The sequence below is a fragment of the Taklimakanibacter albus genome, from assembly GCF_016595235.1.
Taxonomy (GTDB): Bacteria; Pseudomonadota; Alphaproteobacteria; order Rhizobiales; family Aestuariivirgaceae; genus Taklimakanibacter; species Taklimakanibacter albus.
In genome coordinates, this window is sequence record NZ_JAENHL010000007.1 from 1,035,398 (window position 1) to 1,055,054 (window position 19,657).

Here is a 19,657-nt window from a genome sequence, read left to right on the forward strand (position 1 = left end):
TCGGCATGCGCCACGTCGCATTCATGTCACGCCGGCAGATGCTGGCCGTCATGGCGGGCGGCGCCGCTGCCCTCGGCTCGTTCGGCCCTGCACGCGCCGCCGAAAAGACCAAGGTGACCATGTTCGGCTGGGACGGCTACCAGACCGGCCTCATGGCGACATCCAATCTCGCGGCGCAGGATGTCGAGCTCGCTTTTTCGGCGATGAACAACAATGACGAGATCATCACCCGTCTCGCCAGCGGCGGCAACGACATCGATCTCATCACGCCTTATATGGGTTATGTGCCGCTGCTCGCCGCCGCCGGCCTCATCCAGCCGATCGACGATGCGCTGGTGCCCAATCTGCAGAAAGTGCCCGAGCTGTTCCGCAACGACCGCAACATCATGGTCGACGGCAAGCGTTATGCGGTCCCCTTCACCTGGGGATCGGGCGCCATGGTCTATGATCCGGCCGTCATCAAGACTGCGCCGGAAAGCTGGTTCGACGTGCTGAAGCCCGAATATGCCGGCAAGGTCGGCATGTCGGACGATCCACTGGGCAATCTGCTGCTGGCGGCCAAGCTCGTCACCGATGCCGAAGTGCCGACGCGCCTGACGCGCGCGCAGCTCGACAAGGCGATCGCTTTCCTGATCAAGCTGAAGAAAGAACATCTGCGCCAGATCGCGGTCAGCTTCGGCGAGCTCGCCGACGCTTTGGCGCGCAACGAGATCAGCATAACTTTCAACGGCGGCGAATTCGTCAAGAAATATGCAGCCGACAAGGGCAAGGTGGTCGAGTTCACCTATCCCAAGGAAGGAACCTTCGCCTGGCTCGACGTCTGCTCGCTGGCGGCCTCCAGCAAGAACACCGCCGCCGCGCATAAGGTGCTCAACGAAATGATCGAGACCCAGTCGCAGCTGGCGCTCGCCAAGGAGACGGCGCAGGGTATCTGCAATGTCGATGCGATCGCGGCCCTCGATCCGGCGCTGAAGTTCTATCCTTATGACAATCTGGCCGACTTCGGCAGCAAGGCGCAGTTCTACCAGATGCCGCCGCTCGAGACAGATGACGGCATCATGACATGGACCGACTGGCAGGAAGCCTATGAAGGCTTCAAGGCGGCCTGACGGTCTGGTGATCAGGGACGGCGCGATGCGGATCCGTGGGCAATGGTCGGTAGCGTGGATGATGACGCCGGTGGCGATCATCTTCACGCTGCTGTTCATCTTGCCGTCCCTGAACTATTTCGTGCTGAGCTTCTGGCGCGTGGCGGCGTTTCGCGTCGTTCCCGATTTCTCTTTCGCCAACTACGCCCGCGCTTTAGGCCAGCATCTTCCGGTTCTCCTCTATACCTTCAAGCTCGCGCTGCTCACCGCCGTGACGACGACCGTGCTCGGCTTCCTGCTGGCCTATGTGATCCGCTTCCGCGCCGGGCGGCTGGCGCCCTTCCTGCTGCTCGTCACGCTACTGACCCTGTTCGGCGGCTATCTGATGAAGGTCTATGCCTGGAAGACGATCCTCGGTAATGAGGGCGTCATCAATACCGCGCTGCTCGGCCTCGGGCTCATCGACCAGCCGATCACCTCCCTGTTCTATTCTCCCGGCGCCGTGGTGGTGACGCTGGTTCATTTCCTTCTGCCTTTCGCCGTGCTGCCGATCTTCTCCTCGCTGCGCGGCGTCGAAGAGGCGGAAATCGAATCGGCGCGCGATCTCGGCGCGTCCGGCTGGCGGGTCGTCAGCGACATTCTCGTGCCGCGCTGCCAGACCGGCATTCTCGCGGCCTTCTCGCTCTGTTTCCTCGCCGCGGTCGGCGACTATGTCACCCCGGCGATCGTCGGCGGCACGATCAGCATGTTCGGCCGCATCATCGAAAGCCAGTTCGGCCAGGCCTTCAACGCGCCGCTCGGCGCCGCCTTGTCCTTCGTCATGCTGTTCGCCTCGGCCCTGGTGCTGATCACCGCCGGCCTGCTCCTGCGCCTGTGGAGGCCTCGCTGATGGAAAGCCCGAGCCGTACATTCTTCTGGCAGCTGACGGGTCTGATCTTCGTCGTCTTCATGACGGCGCCGCTCGTGCTCGTCGTATTGTTCTCCTTCACCGGCGGCGACATTGCCGCCTTCCCCATTCCGTCGCTGTCGCTGCGCTGGTGGCAGGCTCTCTTCGCCAAGCCCGAATTCTACGAAGCCTTGCGGAACAGCGCGATCATCGGCCTCTCCGTCTCCGCCATCTCGACGACCGTCGGCACGGTGACGGCGCTCGGCATGATGAAGCTCAGCGAGCGCGCCGCGGCATTCGTCACCTTTCTGCTGGGTCTGCCCTTGTTGCTGCCGGCTCTCGTCCTGGCGGTCTCGCTTCTGTCGTTCTTCATCGCCATCGGCCTCAAGCTCGGGCTCTTCACGGTCATATTGAGCCATCTGCTCTTCACCTTGCCCTTCGTCGTGATGATCATCTTCTCGCGCCTGCGCACCTTCGACCTCTCGGTCATCGAGAGTGCGCGCGATCTCGGCGCCTCGCCGATGCGCGCCTTCTGGACCGTCACCTTGCCGATCCTCACCCCGACCCTCATCGGCGCCGCGCTGATCGCATTGTCGCTGTCGATCGACGACCTGATCATCACCTTCTTCACCGGCAGTGGCGCGGCGACCTTGCCGACGCTGGTCTGGTCGATGATCCGCACCAATCTCACGCCCGCGACCAACGCGCTCGGCACCCTGCTGCTCGCCGTGACCCTGGGCGGCACACTCATCGCCATGCGCCTGACCAGGTTCAGGGGCTGAGCATTTAAGGAAGGACTACCCGCTTGCCCGCAAAGTTGCATGTGTTCGAAACAGCCCGCGATCTTGGCGAGCAGCTCGCCGGGGAAATACTGGCGGCGATCGCCGCCAAGGGCGATGCGCTTTTCCTGCTCGGCTGCCCGGCCGGCCGCAGCCTGAGATCGACCTATGAAGCCTTCGCCCGCCTGGCGGCCGAGCAAAAAGCCGATCTCTCCCGGCTCGTCATCGTGATGATGGACGACTATGTGACGCGTGATGCCGCCGGCCGGTTCGCATTCCTGTCCGCGACGGATCCCACGACCTGTCTCCATTTCGCCGAATATGAACTGCGTCAGCCGATCAATTCGGGCCTCGCCGAAGCGTTTCACCTCCGTGCCGAGAACATCTGGTTCCCCGATCCGCTCGATCCGGCCGCCTTCGATACCCGCCTCAGGCAAGCCGGCGGCATCGACCTGTTCCTGCTGGCGAGCGGCGCCTCCGACGGCCATGTCGCCTTCAACCCACTGGGCTCACCGCGTGACAGCATCTCACGGGTGATCCGCCTCGCCGACGCGACGCGCCAGGACAATGTGGTGACCGATCCCGCCTTCGGATCGGCCAGCCAAGTCCCCGAATATGGCGTGTCGGTCGGCATCGCGACCATCGCCGATCTGTCGCGCGCCGCTGTTCTGGTGCTCATCGGCGACGACAAGCAGACCGCGGTCAGGCGGATCATGGCCGCCGACGCCTATGATCCGAACTGGCCGTCGACCGTCATCTGGGACTGCGCCGGGCCCCGCGTCTATGCCGATCGCCCGGCAGCCGGCGCCGGAGCCTGATCTCCGTGGCGACCTGCATCGGGATAGATTTCGGCGGCACCAAGATCGCCGCCGGCCTGGTCGACATTTCGACCGGCACCGTCCTGGCGAAGCGGATCATTCCGACGCTGGCGCATCGGCCACCGGAGATCATCGAAGCCGATGTCAGGCGACTGGTCGCCGGCCTTCGCGACGATGCGGCCGGAACTCCGATCGCCGCCATCGGCCTCGGCATGCCGGAACTCGTCGACGTCACGGGCAGGCTGCGCAGCAGCTCCTATCTGCCGGAGGACGGCCGACCTCTGCTGACCCATCTCTCGGCCATCGCACCGGCCTGTTTCGAGTCGGATGCGCGCGCCGCAGCGGCGGCGGAGGCGCATTTCGGCGCCGGGCGGCCTTTCGCCAATTTCGCTTATGTCACGATCAGCACCGGCTTGAGCTACTGCCTGATGATCGCCGGCGTGCCCTATCGCGGCGCGCGGGGCTTCGCCATCCATTTTGGCAGCACCCTCAGCTATTGGCCCGGAAATGATGCGGCAGGCACCGATGCCATCGTCGAGGAGTTTGCCTCAGGCAAGGGCCTGGCGGAGAGATATGACCGCCTGTCCGGCCGGACCGGCAGCAGCGCTGAAGATGTTCTCGCCCGGGAGTCCGCAGACCCGATTGCCAGACGCGTGTTGTCCGATGCCATCGAGCTTCTGGGCGACAGGCTTGCCCAGATGATCGACATGATCGATCCCGGCGCTCTGGTCATCGGCGGCGGGCTCGGACTTTCGGAGGGATTCCTGTGTGACCGCGTGGAGCCCGCCATCCGGGGCAGGCTCTGGACCGACGCCAATCGCGACACGCCGATACTGCCTGCCGCGCTCGGCGCCGATGCCGGACTTATCGGCGCCGCATGGCTCGGCTATCAGGCAAAATGATGGGAAAGGGCCGGACTCACCGAACGGTCATCCGGTCGAGATCGCCAACTATCGGCCCGACATCCGCATGACCGAGCGACTCCGTGATCGGTTGTTCGGATTGATCCGTCTTGAAAGGAAAGAGCAGCTGACCCGTATAATCAGACGGGACCGGCGTCGATGTGCCATAACGTTCCGGAAGAGTCCGCCCCGGCAAGTGATGCGTGCCGAAAATAAAGTCGAGGAAAGCCAGCTGCCCGGCAAAGTTCTTGTCATGCGCTTCCGGATGGTCGGCATGATGCCAGTGATGAAACTGCGGCAATGCCAGGACGTAACGAAGCGGCCCCAGATTGACGCTGACATTCGAATGCAGCAGCAGCGATTGCCAGACATAGATCATGCTGTAGATCACAATCGCCGAATCGGAGAAGCCGAGCGCAAAGACCGGCACCAATGATGCGCCCTTGGTCAGAATCTGATCTACCGGATGAACGCGGTGACCTGCCAGCCAGTCCAGGGTTTCGATACTGTGATGGATCGCGTGGAATTTCCATAGCCACGGGATCTTATGGAACAGCCGGTGCACCGCATAGAAGCCCAGGTCGGACAATATGATGGCCACCACGACCTGGACCCATAGCGGCAATCCCGCGACGGCCGCACTAAGCGACGACGGCACCAGCAGTGACGCGAGATAAATGGTGCCGATGATCACCAGCGCCAGACCGAGCTTGGTGAAGAGGGCGCTGCACACAGCGTAGAAAAGATCGATCTTCCAGGCCGGCCTGAAAATCTTCTTGCCCTCGTGCATAGCGAAGAAATGCTCGAGCGGCGCAAAGATCAGAAAGGCGAGGATGAGAGTCTGGAGGCCGAGAATGTCCCACATGATTGGCGACGCCTATGCTGGTTGGCGCCGCCAGCCGACCGGCATCGGGAACCACTGTGGGGTGCGCTCGGCATAGGTCGCATATTCCGGGAACGCGGCCCGCAAAACCTTTTCCTCATTATGCATCCGCCGCAATTGCAAAGCGGACTGGATGACAAAAGCGAGCACGGCGATAAACGACCAGTGCAGTATGACCATGCCCAACACCGCGATCGCCTCCGTCACATAAAGCGGATGCCGGACGATGGCATAAGGCCCTCGGTCCACGAGCTTGCGCGCCTCCGCCATGATGCTGAAGGACCGGCCGAGCCAGAAGAGCACATAGGCCGACAATGCCGTTCCCAGCGCGACGAGGCTTATACCGATCGCCGTGGCCTCCTTCGATGCCGCACCACCTTCAACCATGACGATCGGCACCATCAGAAAGGTCGCCGCGATTGCGCTCAGGCGGGGTTCGATGCCCTCCGCTTTCCGCGACGGCTTGAGCCGGAACATGGCCAGAATGACGATCAAGGACAGGAACATGAGTGAGGCGATACGGGAGAGAATCTGCAGGAACAGATTGTCCGGCGCCGGCGAGGCTTCGATCAGCTGCAGGATCGACTGCGCCTGAACCACCGCCGCGAACGAAAAATAGGCGACAAGTCCGCCACGGCCCAGAAACTCTGCAACCGCAACTCCACGCGCTTCAGTCATCACAGCCGTCTCCACCATCGGTCAATCTGCTCCTCGGATTTTCCCGATTTACCGGGGGATTCCGATGCAGACATGAAACTGATGACGGCTACGCGTAACGCAAATCTTAACCTTTGGGTCCAGCCATCGGCTTTGCCAATTCTGAGTTAATCGCGGGTTATCGGATCTCAGACAATTCTAATGAAATAGCCGGATACGAGGCAGCTATTGCGCCGCCGACATGTCATCGAAGCGGCCGGGCCTTACCGTGACCGCCTCGCCGCGGCCGAACAGCCGGGCGGCATCGGTGCCGGGCTTCGTCGTCTTGGCAAGCTGCGCCATGGCCGGGTCGGCGGGTGGTGGGAGCGGACCGGCGAAGTCACCCTTGGCATGCGCCAGGATCTCCGCACCGGTGAGGCCCGAACCCGGCGGCGTCTGGTTGACCGCGGCTTCGGGCGGCGGCTCGGCCGGCTCAGCCGCCACCGCCGTGTCGATATCGGCATTGATCGCCGCCATCACCAGGCTGGCCAGCTTGTTGTTGCCTTCGCGCAGGAAATGCACGCCGTCGCGCGAGCGCATGCGCACGAACTCGCCCGCCGGATCAAAACCCGATTCGGCGTATTTTCCCTTGTCGGACAAGGCATCACGCGTCGCGATGAAGCGGATGCCCGCCGCCTGGGCGCGCTGTTCGTGAATGGACGAGATGACCTTCATCGCGCCATCATATTTGGCCGCCTGCATCGAAGGCATCTCCATCCAGTAGACGGCAGCGCCCGCCGCCTTGAGGCTCGCCATCAGCCGGTCGACCTGCTTCACATAGGCTTGGCGCCATTCCGGCGTGTCGAAGACATACCGCGCCTGCCCGTCGCGGATCGCCTGCGCGTCATTCGAGCCGATCATCACAATGGCGATGTCGATCTTGTTGCTGGCGAGGATCTTCGGCAGCGCGCCGTTCCAGTCGTAATATTCCGGACGCGAGAGGCCTGAATCCTCCTTGTAGCGTCCATTGAGCGAGATGCGGTCGTCATTCTCGATCTGGCGCGACACGCCCGACCACAGGCCGGCGGCGAGTGAATCGCCGATCACGAAGAGCTGGTAGACTTCCTTGGCCGCGAAATAGGGCTTGTCCGATTTCGTCCCCTGCGCCGCCGCCGGCAGCGCCACGGCGAAGACCGCCGCGATGAGTATGAGGAGATGCCGGATCATCGGGATGATCCTAGCTGCCGGTGCGCAGCCGCTCAAGCAGCGCCACAGTGGGCGTGCCGTCGAGCTTGAGGCCGGTCTTGTGCTGGAAGCCGAGAATGGCCTCATAGGTGCGAGCACCAAAGCGCCCGTCGGTGCCGCCGGGATCGAAGCCGCGGCGATAGAGCAGCGTCTGGATCTCGACGCGCTGGTTGAAGGTGAGGTCGTAATCGACATTGGGCCAGCTACCCACAAAGGGCTGCCCGCCCTTGATGCGATCGGCGAGATGGCCCACCGCCAGCGCATAGGAATGCGACTGGTTGTAATCCATGATGGCCATGAAATTGCGGGTCACCAGGAAGGCCGGTCCCTCGACGCCCTGCGGCACCATCACGAAGGCGTCCGCCTTGGGCGCGCCAAAATTGCCGCCACGGGCGGGTTTGAGACCGAGCTTCACCCATTCGGCGACCGGGCGCCAATTGGAACGGCCGATGAGCGCGCGGTCGAATTTCGTCGGCAGCTGTACTTCCCAGCCCCAGGGCCGATCGTTCTTCCAGCCGGCCTTGGCAAGATAATTGGCCGTCGAGGCGAGCGCGTCCTGGCTCGAATTCCAGATGTCCTTCTTGCCGTCACCGGTCCAGTCGACGGCAAAGGAGAGATAGGAGGTCGGCACGAATTGCGTGTGCCCCATGGCGCCGGCCCAGGAGCCGGTGAAATTCTGCGGCGAGACGATGCCGCTCTGCAGGATCTTCAGCGCCGCGATATACTGATTGCGCGCATAGTCCTTGCGGCGGCCGGAATAGAGCAAGGTGGCGAGCGAGCGCATGACGCTCATCTGTCCCTTGTCCTTGCCGAAATTGCTTTCCATGCCCCAGATGGCGAGGAGCACAGCGCGATCGACCCTGTAGCGCTTCTCGATCGCCGAAAGCAGATCCGCCTCGGACGACTTCATGCTCTGGCCGGCATCGATACGGATCTGGGTGACCGCCTTGCCGAGATATTGCGAGGTGGTCGAGGTGAATTCCGGCTGCTCGTTGGCGAGCTTCAGCACGGTGGGATCGGGCTCAGTGATGCCGGCGAAGGCGCGGTCGAACACATCGCGCGAAATGCCGGACGCCTTGGCCTTCGGCCACAGGCTCTGGATAAAGCTCTCGAATTTGGCGTCGGCAAAGGCCGTCGAGGCCAACATGCCGGTGAGACCCGCCGCCAGAATCACGGCCGCCAAGTATTTGAACTTCGCCATCAACGTCCTCATCCCGGGGCCGGGCCGATTCGCCCACCCCAACGTCATATCAGAGGGAGAGGAAACCCGCCAAATGCGGCCCCTTTCAGGCGGCTTCGTTGCGCTGGCGGAGATAATCTTCCCAGGCGAGAGCGCTTTCGACGATGCGGTCGATATCCTGGTGCCTGGGCGTCCAGCCCATTTCCTGCTTGATCTTGGCAGAGGCGGCGACGATCGCGGCGGGATCGCCGGCGCGCCGCGGCGCCATGCGCGCATTGACCGGCTTGCCGGCCGCCTTCTCGACCGCCCTGACGATGTCGAGCACGCTGTAGCCCTGGCCATAGCCGCAATTATAGGCGCCGCTCGCCCCACCATGGCGCAAGTGCTTCAGCGCATCGAGATGCGCCTGGGCGAGATCGCTGACATGGATATAGTCGCGCAGGCACGTGCCGTCCGGCGTGTCGTAGTCATTGCCGAAAATGTCCATCTGCTCGCGCTCGCCCAGCACCGTCTGGCAGGCGACCTTGATGAGATGCGTGGCCCGCGGCGTCGACTGGCCGGTCCGGCCCTTGGGGTCGGCGCCCGCCACGTTGAAATAACGCAAGGCCACGTATTGTAGCCCATAGGCTGCATGACTGTCGCGCAGCATCCATTCGCTCATCAGCTTCGACGAGCCGTAGGGTGAGATCGGCGCCAGCACCGCATTCTCCTCCACCGGCACGCGCTCGGGATTGCCATAGACGGCGGCGGTCGAGGAGAAGACGAAGCGCGGGATTCCCGCCTTCACCGCGGCGGCGATCAGGCTGCGCGTCTTCACCGTGTTGTTGAGATAATAGCTGAGAGGATCGGCGACGGATTCGGGAACGACGATGGAACCGGCGAAATGGATGATGGCGTCGAACTTGTGGTCCTTGGCGAGCTGGCCGACCAACGCCTCATCGCCGATATCGCCTTCGACGAGTTTGGCCTGGGGGGCTATCGCCCACCAGAAGCCGGTGGTCAGGTTGTCGAGCACGACGACATCCTCGCCCGCATCGGCGAGGGCATAGACCATATGGCTGCCGATATAACCTGCCCCACCGGTCACCAACACGGCCATGCTTTTTCTCCTCTACAAGCTTTCGTCAGGAATCTTCTCTATCTTCACGATTTAACCCAAATTGGCGCAAAAATGCGTCGCCTCGACGGGATCGGCAAAGAAAACGCTTAACAAGGAGTAAACCACAATGCAGCGCCGCATCAAGAAAGCAGTTTTCCCGGTGGCCGGTCTCGGCACACGTTTCCTGCCGGCGACCAAGGCTGTCCCAAAGGAAATGCTGACCATCGTTGATCGGCCTGTCATCCAGATCGTGGTGGATGAGGCGCGCGAAGCGGGCATCGAGCATTTCGTCTTCGTGACGGGACGGAACAAGGGCGTCATCGAGGACCATTTCGACAAGCAGTATGAGCTCGAGGCGACGCTCCGTCAGCGTAACAAGACGGCCGAGATCGAGCTCCTGGCGAAGTCCCTTCCCCGCGCCGGCGAGACGAGCTTCACCCGCCAGCAGGAACCCTTGGGCCTCGGCCATGCGGTCTGGTGCGCCCGCGACATCGTCGGCGACGAGCCCTTCGCCCTTCTCCTGCCCGACATGCTGATCCACGCCAAGCCCGGCTGCCTGCGCCAGATGATGGATGTCTATGAGGCCCAAGGCGGCGGCAATGTCATCGCGGTCGAGGAAGTGCCGTGGGAGAATGTGCATCGTTATGGCGTCGTGAAGCCCGGCACCTGGTCCGGCCGCGCCTTCACCATCGATGCGATGGTCGAGAAGCCGAAACGTGAAGTCGCCCCCTCGAATCTCATCATCTCCGGCCGCTACATCCTGCAGCCCGAGATTTTCGCCGAGATCGAAAAACAGGAGCCGGGTACGGGCGGCGAGATCCAGATCACCGATGCGATGATCCGCCTGCAGGCCCGGCAGAAATTCTCCGGACTCAAATTCGCCGGCAAGACCTATGATTGCGGCGACAAGATCGGCTTCCTCTCCGCCAATGTCGCCTATGGCCTCGATCGCGACGATCTCTCCGGCGCCTTCAAGCGTGAGTTGAAGAGCATCATCGAGGACGCCGGCGGATTCTAGACTGATTCAGGGAGAATGCAGGGAAGATCGCGAAGAACGACTCTTCGGGCGAGGTCTGTCCGCGTCTACCGCCGCACTTCGATGCCGGCGGTGACGCGGTTTTCGTAATAGTCTTCGCCCGGCAGGTTGCTGTCGTTGTAGATGAAATCGTAATCGAGAGTCCAGGCGATCCAGCGGTTCATCCGCCACAGGACGCCGGTATTGGTCCTGAGCGTCAGCTCGTTCTGATCGATGCCCTGATAATCTTCGTAGGTGAGACCGGCGCTGGCGTTGACGGTGAGATTGTCGCGCAGATCATGCGTGATGCCCAGGCTCGTGTCATAGCTGCGCGCGCCACTCGAATCCGCCGACGACGTCTCGTTGAGACCGGTGCCGAGCGTCAGGTCGAGCGTCGTCAGCTCGGTGGGCCGCCATGTCACACGGCCATTGAGGCCGAACACGTCGAGCGAGTCGAGATCGGGATCCTCGTAGTCGCGCAGCCGGTAGGCGAGTGCCAGCTCGCCCGACCACAAGGGCGACGGCTCGAAGGCGACACCGGCGGCGAGACGGTATCCATCGGAACTGCGCTCGAGACCATTGCGATCGCGTTTCTGGAAATGGATGCGCGGCTCATAGGCGGCCTCGACGAACGGTACGAGCACCGGAGACGCCTCATAGCCGAGCCGAATGGCGGCGACGGGCTGGACATATTCGCGGTCGGCATTGTCTTCCTTGCCGCCGCCGGCGAGATCCACATCACCGTAATATTGCCAGTTGGCGCCCACACGCGCCGTGGCCGCGATGCGTCCGGCACGATGGGTCAGCGCCACATTCTGGCTGAAGGACTGATCGGTGCGGTTGCCGATCGCCGTATTCGGCACCTCGCTGTCGGAACCGTTTTCCTGCGACAGCTGATAACCGGCATCGAGCGAGAGCGTGGTCGAGCGGCGCATATCGAGCCTCAACCTCGCCAGAACCGAGGCGTCGTTCGAATCGTTCTCGGAGCGATCGTCATAGGCGATGAAGTCGCCCTCCGCCGAAACGAGAAGCTCATGCCGGACCCAGTCGCTGGTGATGCGCAAGGACGGCCGGAGCCTGAGGCCGATATCGCCCTTGCGATCGGAATTGGACGATTCCGGATTGTCGGAGGCGATGACGCCGGCGCGCAGCACCGGGAAGACCGTGAGGCCGCCCATATCGAGGCCGAGCGCAGCGTAAGGGTCATCCTCGGCGCGGCGCTTGCGGACCGGTTCCGGCGGCGGCTCGTCGGGCGGATTGACCTCGAGCGTCGTCGCCTTGGCCACCGTGATCTCGGTTTCCTCAGGGGAATCCGACGCATCGAGGCTGCTCCTGAGCCCCAAAGAGGACTCCTGGGCCTGCGCCGCGCAACTCAGGAGAAACGCCGCCGCGATCCCGCAATATATGAAACGCTGGCGGACCATTAACTCACCTCACTGGTCTGACAACCTAGCGAAAACATGGTTAATGGGCGGTTGACGGCGCCCCTGCGGAGGCCGATATCGAGCCCGGTTTATTGTTGCCGCCGGATGAGCTAGGTGATTGCCCCATGGCAAAAGTTATTGAAGTCGACCCCGAGGGACTGCGGAGCTGGATCGCCTCCGCCAAGCGCACGCTGACGATAGAGAGCGAGGCCATGGCCAAGCTCATCCAGGCCCTCGATGGGCCGCTGGGGCGCGCTTTCGGCGAGGCGGTGCGCCTGATCAAGCAGGGCTCGGGACGGGTCGTCATGAGCGGCATGGGCAAGAGCGGCCATATCGCCCGCAAGATCGCGGCGACGCTGGCCTCGACCGGCACGCCATCCTTCTTCGTCCATCCGGCCGAGGCCAGTCACGGCGATCTCGGCATGGTCGGGCGCGACGACATCATCATCATGATCTCGAATTCGGGCGAGACGGCGGAACTGCGCGCCATGCTCGATTATGCCAAACGTTTCCATGTGAAGCTGATCGGCATATCGAGCCGTGCCGAGAGCACATTGTGCCGCCACGCCGACGTGGCGCTGTGCCTGCCCGACGCCCGCGAGGCCTGCCCGATCGGCATGGCGCCGACCACCTCGACGATGCTGCAGCTCGCCATGGGCGATGCGCTGGCGCTGGCGCTGCTCGAGGACCGCGGCTTCAATGCGGCGCAGTTCAAGACCTTCCATCCGGGTGGGCTGCTCGGCGCCGCCCTCACCCATGTGAACGACTTCATGCACAAGGCGGATAAGCTGCCGCTGGCCGCCCCCGCGACGCCGATGACCGAGGCGCTGGTAACCATGACCGAGAAGAGCTTCGGCTGCCTCGGCATTGTCGACGACAAAAGCGGCGAGCTGATCGGCATCGTGACCGACGGCGACCTGCGCCGTCACATGTCGCGCGACCTCATCGATCTCACCGTGGCCGAAGTGATGACCCACGGGCCGCGCACCATCGCGGCCGACACGCTTGCCTCCGAGGCGCTCGATCTCCTGAATGCGGGCAAGAGGATCACCAGCCTGTTCGTCGTCGACGACAAGAACCGGCCCATCGGCCTCATCCACGTCCACGACCTGTTGCGCCTTGGCGTAAAGTAGGCCGGGCCCTAGAAGATGCTGGCTTCCCCTCGCCCCTCGAAGAGGGGAGAGGGAGGGGCCCAATGCATCGGCGTTGGGAGGGTGAAGGGCATCCCTGTTACCCTTCTTTCCAGCTGACGCGCGATGTATTCGGCATTTGTTGCAGCAAAGAGACCGGGTGCCCCTCACCTTCCCATTGCTTCGCAATGGGCCCCTCCCTCTCCCCGCTCGCGCGGGGCGAGGTGAAGAGCGTCGCTCCCTTAAGCGGGAGGAAGTTGAAGAGACTGAAGCTCAGCCTGGCCCGTTAGCTGGCTCGACGGCGAAGCTCGCGCCATCGACCGCTTTGACCTTCACCCATTCGCCTTTGCCGCGATCGGCGCCCGTCACGACCCACAGCGTATCGTCGATGCGGACCTTGCCGCGGCCATTGACGATCGCCTCGTCAAGCACGTAGCTGCGCCCGACATAGCCATACATGCGCTGATTGAGGTTATTCGGCTCGCCGCCCGGCAGCGAGAAGCGCGGCCGCACGAAATAGACAAGCACCACGGAGAGGACGGCGAAGAGCGCGATCTCGACCTGCCAGGACAGGTCGAGGAAGATGTCGAGGACGCCGATGACCGCGCCGGCGAGCGCCAGCCAGATGAAGAAGACACCGGGCAGCACGAGTTCCACGAGCAGCAGAAGGCCGGCGATGATCCACCAGGTCCAGCCGCCGAGAAACGGGAAGAACTGCTGCATGGCCGGAATGTTCCTCGTCAGCTCTTGGGCGGAATGGGCGGAACGCTGGGCGGCGACGACCGGCGCCTGGGCGCGACCTGATCGCTGTCACCGCCGCCGAAGGTCTCCTTGGCGATTTCGGCGATACCGCCGAGGGAACCGATGAGGGCGGAAGCCTCGATCGGCAGCATCAGTACCTTCTGGTTGGGTGCGGTCGCCAAGGCCTCGAGGGCCTTCACATAATTGTTGGCGACGAAATAGTTGATCGCCTGGATATTGCCGCTGGCAATGGCGTCGCTGACCAGCATCGTCGCCTTGGCCTCGGCTTCCGCCGCGCGCTCGCGCGCCTCGGCGTCACGGAAGGCGGCCTCGCGCCGGCCTTCGGCCTCGAGCACCACCGATGTCTTCTCGCCTTCGGCGCGCAGGATCTGCGACTGACGCTGACCTTCCGCCTCGAGCACGGTGGCGCGCTTGTCACGCTCGGCCTTCATCTGCCGCGCCATGGCGTCGACGAGGTCGCGCGGCGGGCTGATGTCCTTGATCTCGATGCGGTTCATCTTGATGCCCCAGGGCGTCGTCGCCTGGTCGACCACGCCGAGCAGGCGGTGGTTGATCTCGTCGCGCTGCGACAGAAGGCTGTCGAGATCCATCGAGCCCATCACGGTGCGGATATTCGTCATCACCAGATTGAGAATGGCGTGTTCGAGATTCTGCACTTCATAGGCCGCCTTGGCGGCGTCGATGACCTGGAAGAAGGCGACGCCGTCGACTTTCACCATCGCGTTGTCGCGGGTGATGACTTCCTGGCTCGGCACGTCGAGCACCCGCTCCATCATGCTGAGCTTGTGTCCGATGCGGTCGAAGAACGGCACGATGACGCCGAGGCCGGGGGGCAAGGTGCGGATGTAACGGCCGAAACGCTCGACCGTGTAATTGGAGCCTTGCGGCACCATCCGGATCGACCGCAACAGGCCGAACAGAACCACGGCCAGGAGAATTATGACTGCAATACCAGCGCCTTCGAACATATCGCCGCTCCACTCTCAAACTAGGAAACTAGTCAAGCGCCCTCTTCAGCGGGTTAACATAGGGACAAGTTATTGAATCGCAAGTCCCTTTATATCCAACCCGATAATTCCTTGCGGATAAGAGCGGCGAGCATCGCGATCGAGGCATCCGATTCGTTGAGACACGGAACTGTGGAGAAGTTTTCGCCGCCATTTTCGCGGAAGGTTTCGGCCAGACCGATGGCGACCTCCTCGAGAGTCTCGACGCAATCGGCGGCGAAGCCCGGCATGATCATCACCAGATTGTGTACGCCCTGGCCCGGCAGTGCCGCGACGGTATCCTGCGCATAGGGTTTGATCCACTCCGTCTTGCCGAAGCGGGACTGGAACACCATGCGCAATTTCGCTTCCGGCAGCTCGAGCTTCGCTCTGAGCAGCCGCGTCGTCTCGCGGCAATGGTCGTAATAGGGATCGCCGGCCGCGACATAACTTTCCGGCAGGCCGTGATAGGAGGCGAGAATGGTGTCGGGCGTCCAGTCGAGCGTGTCGAGATGGCGTGTGAGGCTGTGCGCCAGCGCATCGATGTGGGCACCCTCCGAATAATAGGGCGGCACGAAGCGCAATGCCGGCTGCCAGCGCAGTTTCGCCATGGCCTCGGATACCTTGTCGGCCACCGTCGCCGTCGTCGCGGCGCTGTATTGCGGATAGAGCGGGAAAACCAGGATGCGGTCGCAGCCCGCTTCCTTCAGGGCGGCGAGACGCTCGCCCACCGGCGGCAGGCCGTAACGCATGCCCCAGTCGACAAGGAGAGGGCCGTCCCCTGCCAGCTCATGGCCGACCTTCTCGGCCTGCGCGCGGGTGATGGTCTTGAGTGGCGACTCGTCGCGCTCGCGGTTCCAGATCTTGTCATAGGCATGGCCGCTGCGCGTGGGCCTGATGGTGAGGATGACGCCATTGAGAATGAACCACCAGAGGAGCCGGTTGGTCTCAACGACGCGGGGATCCGACAGGAACTCCTTCAGATAGCGCCGCATCGGCCAATAGGACGTGGCTTCCGGGGTTCCCAGATTGACGATCAGGACGCCGATGCGGCCCTGGCCCTTGGCCGCAGTTTCGCCTGTCTCCGCAGTGTTCAGCATGATGGACTTTGCAGTAGCGGATTGTTAACCAGAGCGGAAGAACCGGTGACACCTTAACGCAACCCCAAGCCCCTGACGAAATAATAGGTTCAAACAGTATATATTGACCGGGGGAGACGGGCTGATTTGGTCATGGCGACGACAAGTGATGTCCCACGGGGGCAGATGGAACGCCGCGTCGGCGACGTCGCGCTGCCCTCTTTCGGCGGCATGAGCTCCAGGCCGAAATTCGACATCAGCCGGTTCCGCGCCGAGCAGATCGCGCCCTTGGCGCAGTTCCGCCCCTATATCATGGGCGCCAATGCGCTCGCCGTGATGGTCGTCGTCTGGTCGACCCTGACATCGGTCGGCGGCCCCTGGCTCTATCTCTGGGCCATGTGCCAGGCCGGCCTCACCGCCACGGTGCTGTATTCCTGGTTCCACAACCGCAATTTCGCCGGCGCCAACCGCCGCACCGTCACCGCTATCGAGGCGGGGAGCCTCGCCTTCGCCCTGCTCTGGGCCTTTCCCACTCTCGAGCTCATGCCGGCCATTCCGGTCGAAGCCCAGCATGTGGTCCTTGGTGTGTGCTTCATCACCGCGGTGACCGGCGCCTTCGCCTTGACCCGGCTGCCTTTGGCCTCGATCACCTTCGCCGCCGTGGTGAGCGGGGCTCTGTTCGTGAGCCAGATCCGGCGTGGCGAGGACGTCGATCTGCTGTTGGGTTTCATCGCCGTCGCCGTCGCCTTCCTGATGTCGCTGATGAGCGTGGCCCTCAACCGCACGCTGATGCGGCGCGCCGCCGACAACTACCACATGAACCGTCAGAGCGAGTTCCTCGCTCTTCTGCTCAAGGATTTCGAGGTCTGCTCCAGCGATCTCCTGTGGGAGACCGATGATGAGGGAAAGCTCATCTATTTCTCGGACCGTCTGCCGAGCCTCCTCGGCACGTCGAAGCTTCTCCTCGGCCGGACATTGCAGGAAGCGGCCGGCGCCTCGCCGACCGACCAGGGCTGGTCGGATTTCACACTGCTGTGCGGCAACCGCCAGACCATCGACGGCCTGTGCCTGGAGGTGAGACGAACCACCCGGACCGACTGGTGGATGCTCACCGCGCAGCCGCTCTGGGGCCATGCGCAGGAATTCCTCGGCTATCGCGGCGTGATCCGCGACATCTCGCTCGAGCGCCGGGCCCAGCTCGACCTCATCACCGCCAAGGAAGCGGCCGAGCGCGCCTCGACCGCCAAGTCGCAGTTCCTCGCCGTCACCAGCCACGAGCTGAAGACGCCGCTCAACGCCATTGTCGGCTTTTCCGAGATGCTCATCGCCCAGCGCGAGGGACCGCTCGGCAGTCCCGTCTATGCCGAATATGCCGCGACGATCCTGCAGAGCAGCACCCATCTGCGCAACATCATCGCCGACATCCTCGATGTCACCCGCATCGAGCGCGGCACGCTGCATCTGGTCGAGCAGGAGATGGACGCCGCCGAGATCCTCGAAGTCGCCTATAAGATGTGCCGCGAGCAGGCGAAGGCGGCCGACATTCCCTTGTCGGCCGATCTCGAAAATACCGCCGAGATCGAAGGCGACATCACCCGCATCCGCCAGGTGCTCATCAATCTCGTCACCAATGCGATCAAATTCTCACGGCCCGGCAACGCCATAGCTTTGTGGATCGAGCACCAGCCGGATGGCGGCCTTGCCTTCGTCATCGAGGACAACGGCATCGGCATCGCGCCAGACGACCTCGAGCGTGTCTTCGAGCCTTTTGAGCAGGGCGACGCCTCTTCGTCGCGCCGCCATGGCGGCATCGGCCTCGGGCTGGCGATCGCCCGCAAGATCGCGCGCATGCACGATGGCGATGTCGTGCTCGACAGCGTCCTGGACGACGGTACGACCGCCCGTTTCATCCTGCCGCCGGTCCGGGTGAAATGGCCGCAACCTGTAGTGACCGATGAGGCCGCGCCCGAGGAAAGCTCTGGCGCCCGCTGACACCCTATGGGATAGGGGAACATGACCATGAACAAGCCCCGCATCCCCTTTCTCGGCAGCCGCGTCGCGGCGTCCGCCAAAAATGCCCAGGCCGCTTTATTCGGCGCACCGCACGGCACACCCTATAAGGGCATCGACAATCGCCCCTATGAGCAAGCCCCCGGCATTCTGCGCAAGGCGCTGAAGAACGACGCCGCCTTCCTCGATTCCTGGGATTTCGATTTCGGCGGACCGTTGCTCGGCAGGAACGGCCAATATCGCCTCGTCGATCTGGGCGATCTCGAAACCCAGTCGAAGCAGGGCGCCAAGAACCGCAAAACGATCGAGGCGTGCACGCGCGGCATCCTTGCCCAAAGCGCGGTTCCGATCATGATCGGCGGGGATGACTCGACCCCCATTCCGTTCATCCAGGCCTTTTCCGACCACGGGCCGCTGACCATCCTGCAGATCGACGCGCATATCGACTGGCGCCAGGAGCGTTATGGCGAGCCCCTGGGCTTCTCCAGCACCATGCGCCGCGCTTCTGAAATGTCGCATGTGGGCAAAATCATCCAGGTGGGCATGCGCGGCATGGGTTCGGCGCGCGAGCAGGAAGTGCGCGACGCCGAAGCCTGGGGCGCCAAGCTCATCACCGCGGCCACGATCCATGAAAAGGGCATCGCCGCGGCGCTGACCCATATCAAGGCCGGCTCGCCCCTCCTCATCACGCTCGATTGCGACGGCCTCGACTGGTCGATCATGCCGGCGGTGGCCTATCCCTCGACCGGCGGCCTCACCCACACGCAGGTGACGCGCCTCATCCAGGGCGCAATCGCCAAAGCCAGGCTCGCCGGCTTCGATCTCATCGAATTCGTGCCGAAGAACGATCGCGACGGCATCGGCGCCTTCACTGCGGCGCGCATCATCTGCAATGTGATCGGCAGCCTCGCCAATCGGAAAGCGGGATGACGATCTCGAACGAAGAAGAGCTGACCCGGCTCAAGGACATCGGCCGTATCGTCGCCGACACGCTCGAAGCCATGGGCGCCGCCATCGAGCCGGGAATGACCACGGCCGAGCTCGACTTCATCGGCCGGCGGCTTCTGGAGAAGGCGGGCGCCAGGCCGGCGCCGGAACTGTGTTATGATTTCCCCGGCGCGACCTGCATCAGCATCAATGAGGAAATCGCGCATGGCATTCCCGGAAACCGCCGGATCGCCAGAGGCGACCTGATCAATATCGACGTCTCGGCCGAGAAGGGCGGCGTCTTCGCCGACACCGGAGCCTCTTTCGCCGTGCCGCCTGCGGCCAGGAACATCGAGCGCCTGTGCCGCGACGGACGGCGCGCTTTGTGGGCCGGCATCCGTCAGGTCGAGGCCGAAAAGCCCTTGGCCGGCATCGGCATGGCGATCGGCGATTTCGCGCGCCGCAACCGCTATACGCTGATCCGCAATCTTGCCAGCCACGGCGTCGGCCATTCGCTGCATGAGGAACCGAAGGAAATCGCGACCTGGCCGGATTCTTCGGAACGCCGCGTCATGACCAAGGGACTCGTCTTCACGGTCGAGCCCTTCCTGTCGCTCGGCGCCGAATGGGCCGAGGATGGCGAAGACCCGTGGACTCTCCTGAGCACGCCCTCGGCGCCGACAGTGCAATATGAGCACACGGTTGTGGCGATGCCCAATGGACCGCTTGTCGTTACCTTGCCGGGATAGCTCCCGGTAGTTGGAGCAGCGTTCAATTATAGCGCTGGCGATCGCCCGCATGCCCCAAA

The 19,657-nt window shown here is 63.2% G+C and carries 19 protein-coding genes; 10 read left to right on the forward strand and 9 right to left on the reverse strand.

The window, feature by feature from the left end:
- The first annotated feature begins 5 nt into the window (after positions 1-5).
- From JHL16_RS16545 to JHL16_RS16565, 5 genes are read left to right on the forward strand one after another with little or no spacing between them, the layout of a single operon-like run.
- The gene (locus tag JHL16_RS16545) at positions 6-1,109 is read left to right on the forward strand and encodes an ABC transporter substrate-binding protein (RefSeq protein ID WP_200185981.1); all 1,104 of its coding nucleotides are present in this window, start codon (positions 6-8) and stop codon (positions 1,107-1,109) included.
- A complete protein-coding gene (locus tag JHL16_RS16550; protein ID WP_200185982.1) occupies positions 1,087-1,977 on the forward strand; it encodes an ABC transporter permease in 891 nt (296 codons plus the stop codon). The genes JHL16_RS16545 and JHL16_RS16550 overlap by 23 nt, the downstream gene beginning before the upstream one ends.
- Positions 1,977-2,756 (forward strand): ABC transporter permease, encoded by a 780-nt coding sequence (locus JHL16_RS16555; RefSeq protein ID WP_200185983.1) that lies wholly within the window; start codon positions 1,977-1,979, stop codon positions 2,754-2,756. The genes JHL16_RS16550 and JHL16_RS16555 overlap by 1 nt, the downstream gene beginning before the upstream one ends.
- Positions 2,757-2,779: 23 nt before the next feature.
- Entirely contained in the window at positions 2,780-3,571 is a 792-nt protein-coding gene (locus JHL16_RS16560; protein ID WP_200185984.1) for a 6-phosphogluconolactonase, read from the forward strand.
- Positions 3,572-3,576: 5 nt separating this feature from the next.
- On the forward strand, positions 3,577-4,473 hold the full coding sequence (locus tag JHL16_RS16565) for an ROK family protein (RefSeq protein ID WP_200185985.1): 897 nt from the start codon (positions 3,577-3,579) through the stop codon (positions 4,471-4,473).
- Positions 4,474-4,489: 16 nt separating this feature from the next.
- On the opposite strand, the gene JHL16_RS16570 is transcribed toward JHL16_RS16565, so the two are convergent.
- From JHL16_RS16570 to galE, 5 genes are all read right to left on the reverse strand, one after another.
- Entirely contained in the window at positions 4,490-5,263 is a 774-nt protein-coding gene (locus JHL16_RS16570; RefSeq protein WP_246770954.1) for a sterol desaturase family protein, read from the reverse strand.
- Between the two features lie 87 nt (positions 5,264-5,350).
- On the reverse strand, positions 5,351-6,034 hold the full coding sequence (locus JHL16_RS16575) for a methyltransferase family protein (RefSeq protein WP_200185987.1): 684 nt from the start codon (positions 6,032-6,034) through the stop codon (positions 5,351-5,353).
- A gap of 204 nt (positions 6,035-6,238) precedes the next feature.
- Positions 6,239-7,219, reverse strand: a complete 981-nt coding sequence (locus tag JHL16_RS16580) for an SGNH/GDSL hydrolase family protein (RefSeq protein WP_200185988.1) — start codon at positions 7,217-7,219, stop codon at positions 6,239-6,241.
- A 10-nt stretch (positions 7,220-7,229) separates the two neighbouring features.
- Entirely contained in the window at positions 7,230-8,438 is a 1,209-nt protein-coding gene (locus tag JHL16_RS16585; protein WP_200185989.1) for a lytic murein transglycosylase, read from the reverse strand.
- An 85-nt stretch (positions 8,439-8,523) separates the two neighbouring features.
- Positions 8,524-9,516 (reverse strand): UDP-glucose 4-epimerase GalE, encoded by a 993-nt coding sequence (galE, locus tag JHL16_RS16590; protein WP_200185990.1) that lies wholly within the window; start codon positions 9,514-9,516, stop codon positions 8,524-8,526.
- A 127-nt stretch (positions 9,517-9,643) separates the two neighbouring features.
- Between galE and galU the strand changes: the two genes are divergently transcribed.
- Positions 9,644-10,534, forward strand: a complete 891-nt coding sequence (galU, locus tag JHL16_RS16595; RefSeq protein ID WP_200185991.1) for a UTP--glucose-1-phosphate uridylyltransferase GalU — start codon at positions 9,644-9,646, stop codon at positions 10,532-10,534.
- A gap of 65 nt (positions 10,535-10,599) precedes the next feature.
- Here galU and JHL16_RS16600 read toward each other — a convergent pair whose 3' ends face one another.
- Positions 10,600-11,874: an outer membrane beta-barrel protein gene (locus tag JHL16_RS16600; protein WP_200185992.1), complete on the reverse strand. Its 1,275-nt coding sequence runs from the start codon at positions 11,872-11,874 to the stop codon at positions 10,600-10,602.
- Between the two features lie 206 nt (positions 11,875-12,080).
- Here JHL16_RS16600 and JHL16_RS16605 point away from each other — a divergent pair, with 206 nt between their 5' ends.
- Positions 12,081-13,088 carry a KpsF/GutQ family sugar-phosphate isomerase gene (locus tag JHL16_RS16605; protein WP_200185993.1) on the forward strand — a complete coding sequence of 336 codons (1,008 nt, stop codon included), beginning with the start codon at positions 12,081-12,083 and terminating at the stop codon, positions 13,086-13,088.
- A gap of 270 nt (positions 13,089-13,358) precedes the next feature.
- Here JHL16_RS16605 and JHL16_RS16610 read toward each other — a convergent pair whose 3' ends face one another.
- The 3 genes from JHL16_RS16610 to hemH form a co-directional block, all read right to left on the reverse strand.
- Complete coding sequence (locus JHL16_RS16610; RefSeq protein ID WP_200185994.1) at positions 13,359-13,808, reverse strand: NfeD family protein; 450 nt, start codon at positions 13,806-13,808, stop codon at positions 13,359-13,361.
- A gap of 17 nt (positions 13,809-13,825) precedes the next feature.
- Positions 13,826-14,815 (reverse strand): SPFH domain-containing protein, encoded by a 990-nt coding sequence (locus JHL16_RS16615; RefSeq protein ID WP_200185995.1) that lies wholly within the window; start codon positions 14,813-14,815, stop codon positions 13,826-13,828.
- A gap of 89 nt (positions 14,816-14,904) precedes the next feature.
- Positions 14,905-15,933: a ferrochelatase gene (gene hemH, locus JHL16_RS16620; protein WP_200185996.1), complete on the reverse strand. Its 1,029-nt coding sequence runs from the start codon at positions 15,931-15,933 to the stop codon at positions 14,905-14,907.
- A gap of 132 nt (positions 15,934-16,065) precedes the next feature.
- Between hemH and JHL16_RS16625 the strand changes: the two genes are divergently transcribed.
- From JHL16_RS16625 to map, 3 genes are read left to right on the forward strand one after another with little or no spacing between them, the layout of a single operon-like run.
- Positions 16,066-17,904 (forward strand): sensor histidine kinase, encoded by a 1,839-nt coding sequence (locus JHL16_RS16625; RefSeq protein WP_200185997.1) that lies wholly within the window; start codon positions 16,066-16,068, stop codon positions 17,902-17,904.
- A 21-nt stretch (positions 17,905-17,925) separates the two neighbouring features.
- On the forward strand, positions 17,926-18,852 hold the full coding sequence (locus JHL16_RS16630; protein ID WP_348647224.1) for an arginase family protein: 927 nt from the start codon (positions 17,926-17,928) through the stop codon (positions 18,850-18,852).
- Positions 18,849-19,598, forward strand: coding sequence for a type I methionyl aminopeptidase (gene map, locus JHL16_RS16635; RefSeq protein WP_200185998.1), 750 nt, complete (start codon positions 18,849-18,851; stop codon positions 19,596-19,598). Before JHL16_RS16630 ends, map begins: the two co-directional genes overlap by 4 nt.
- Positions 19,599-19,657 lie beyond the last annotated feature (59 nt).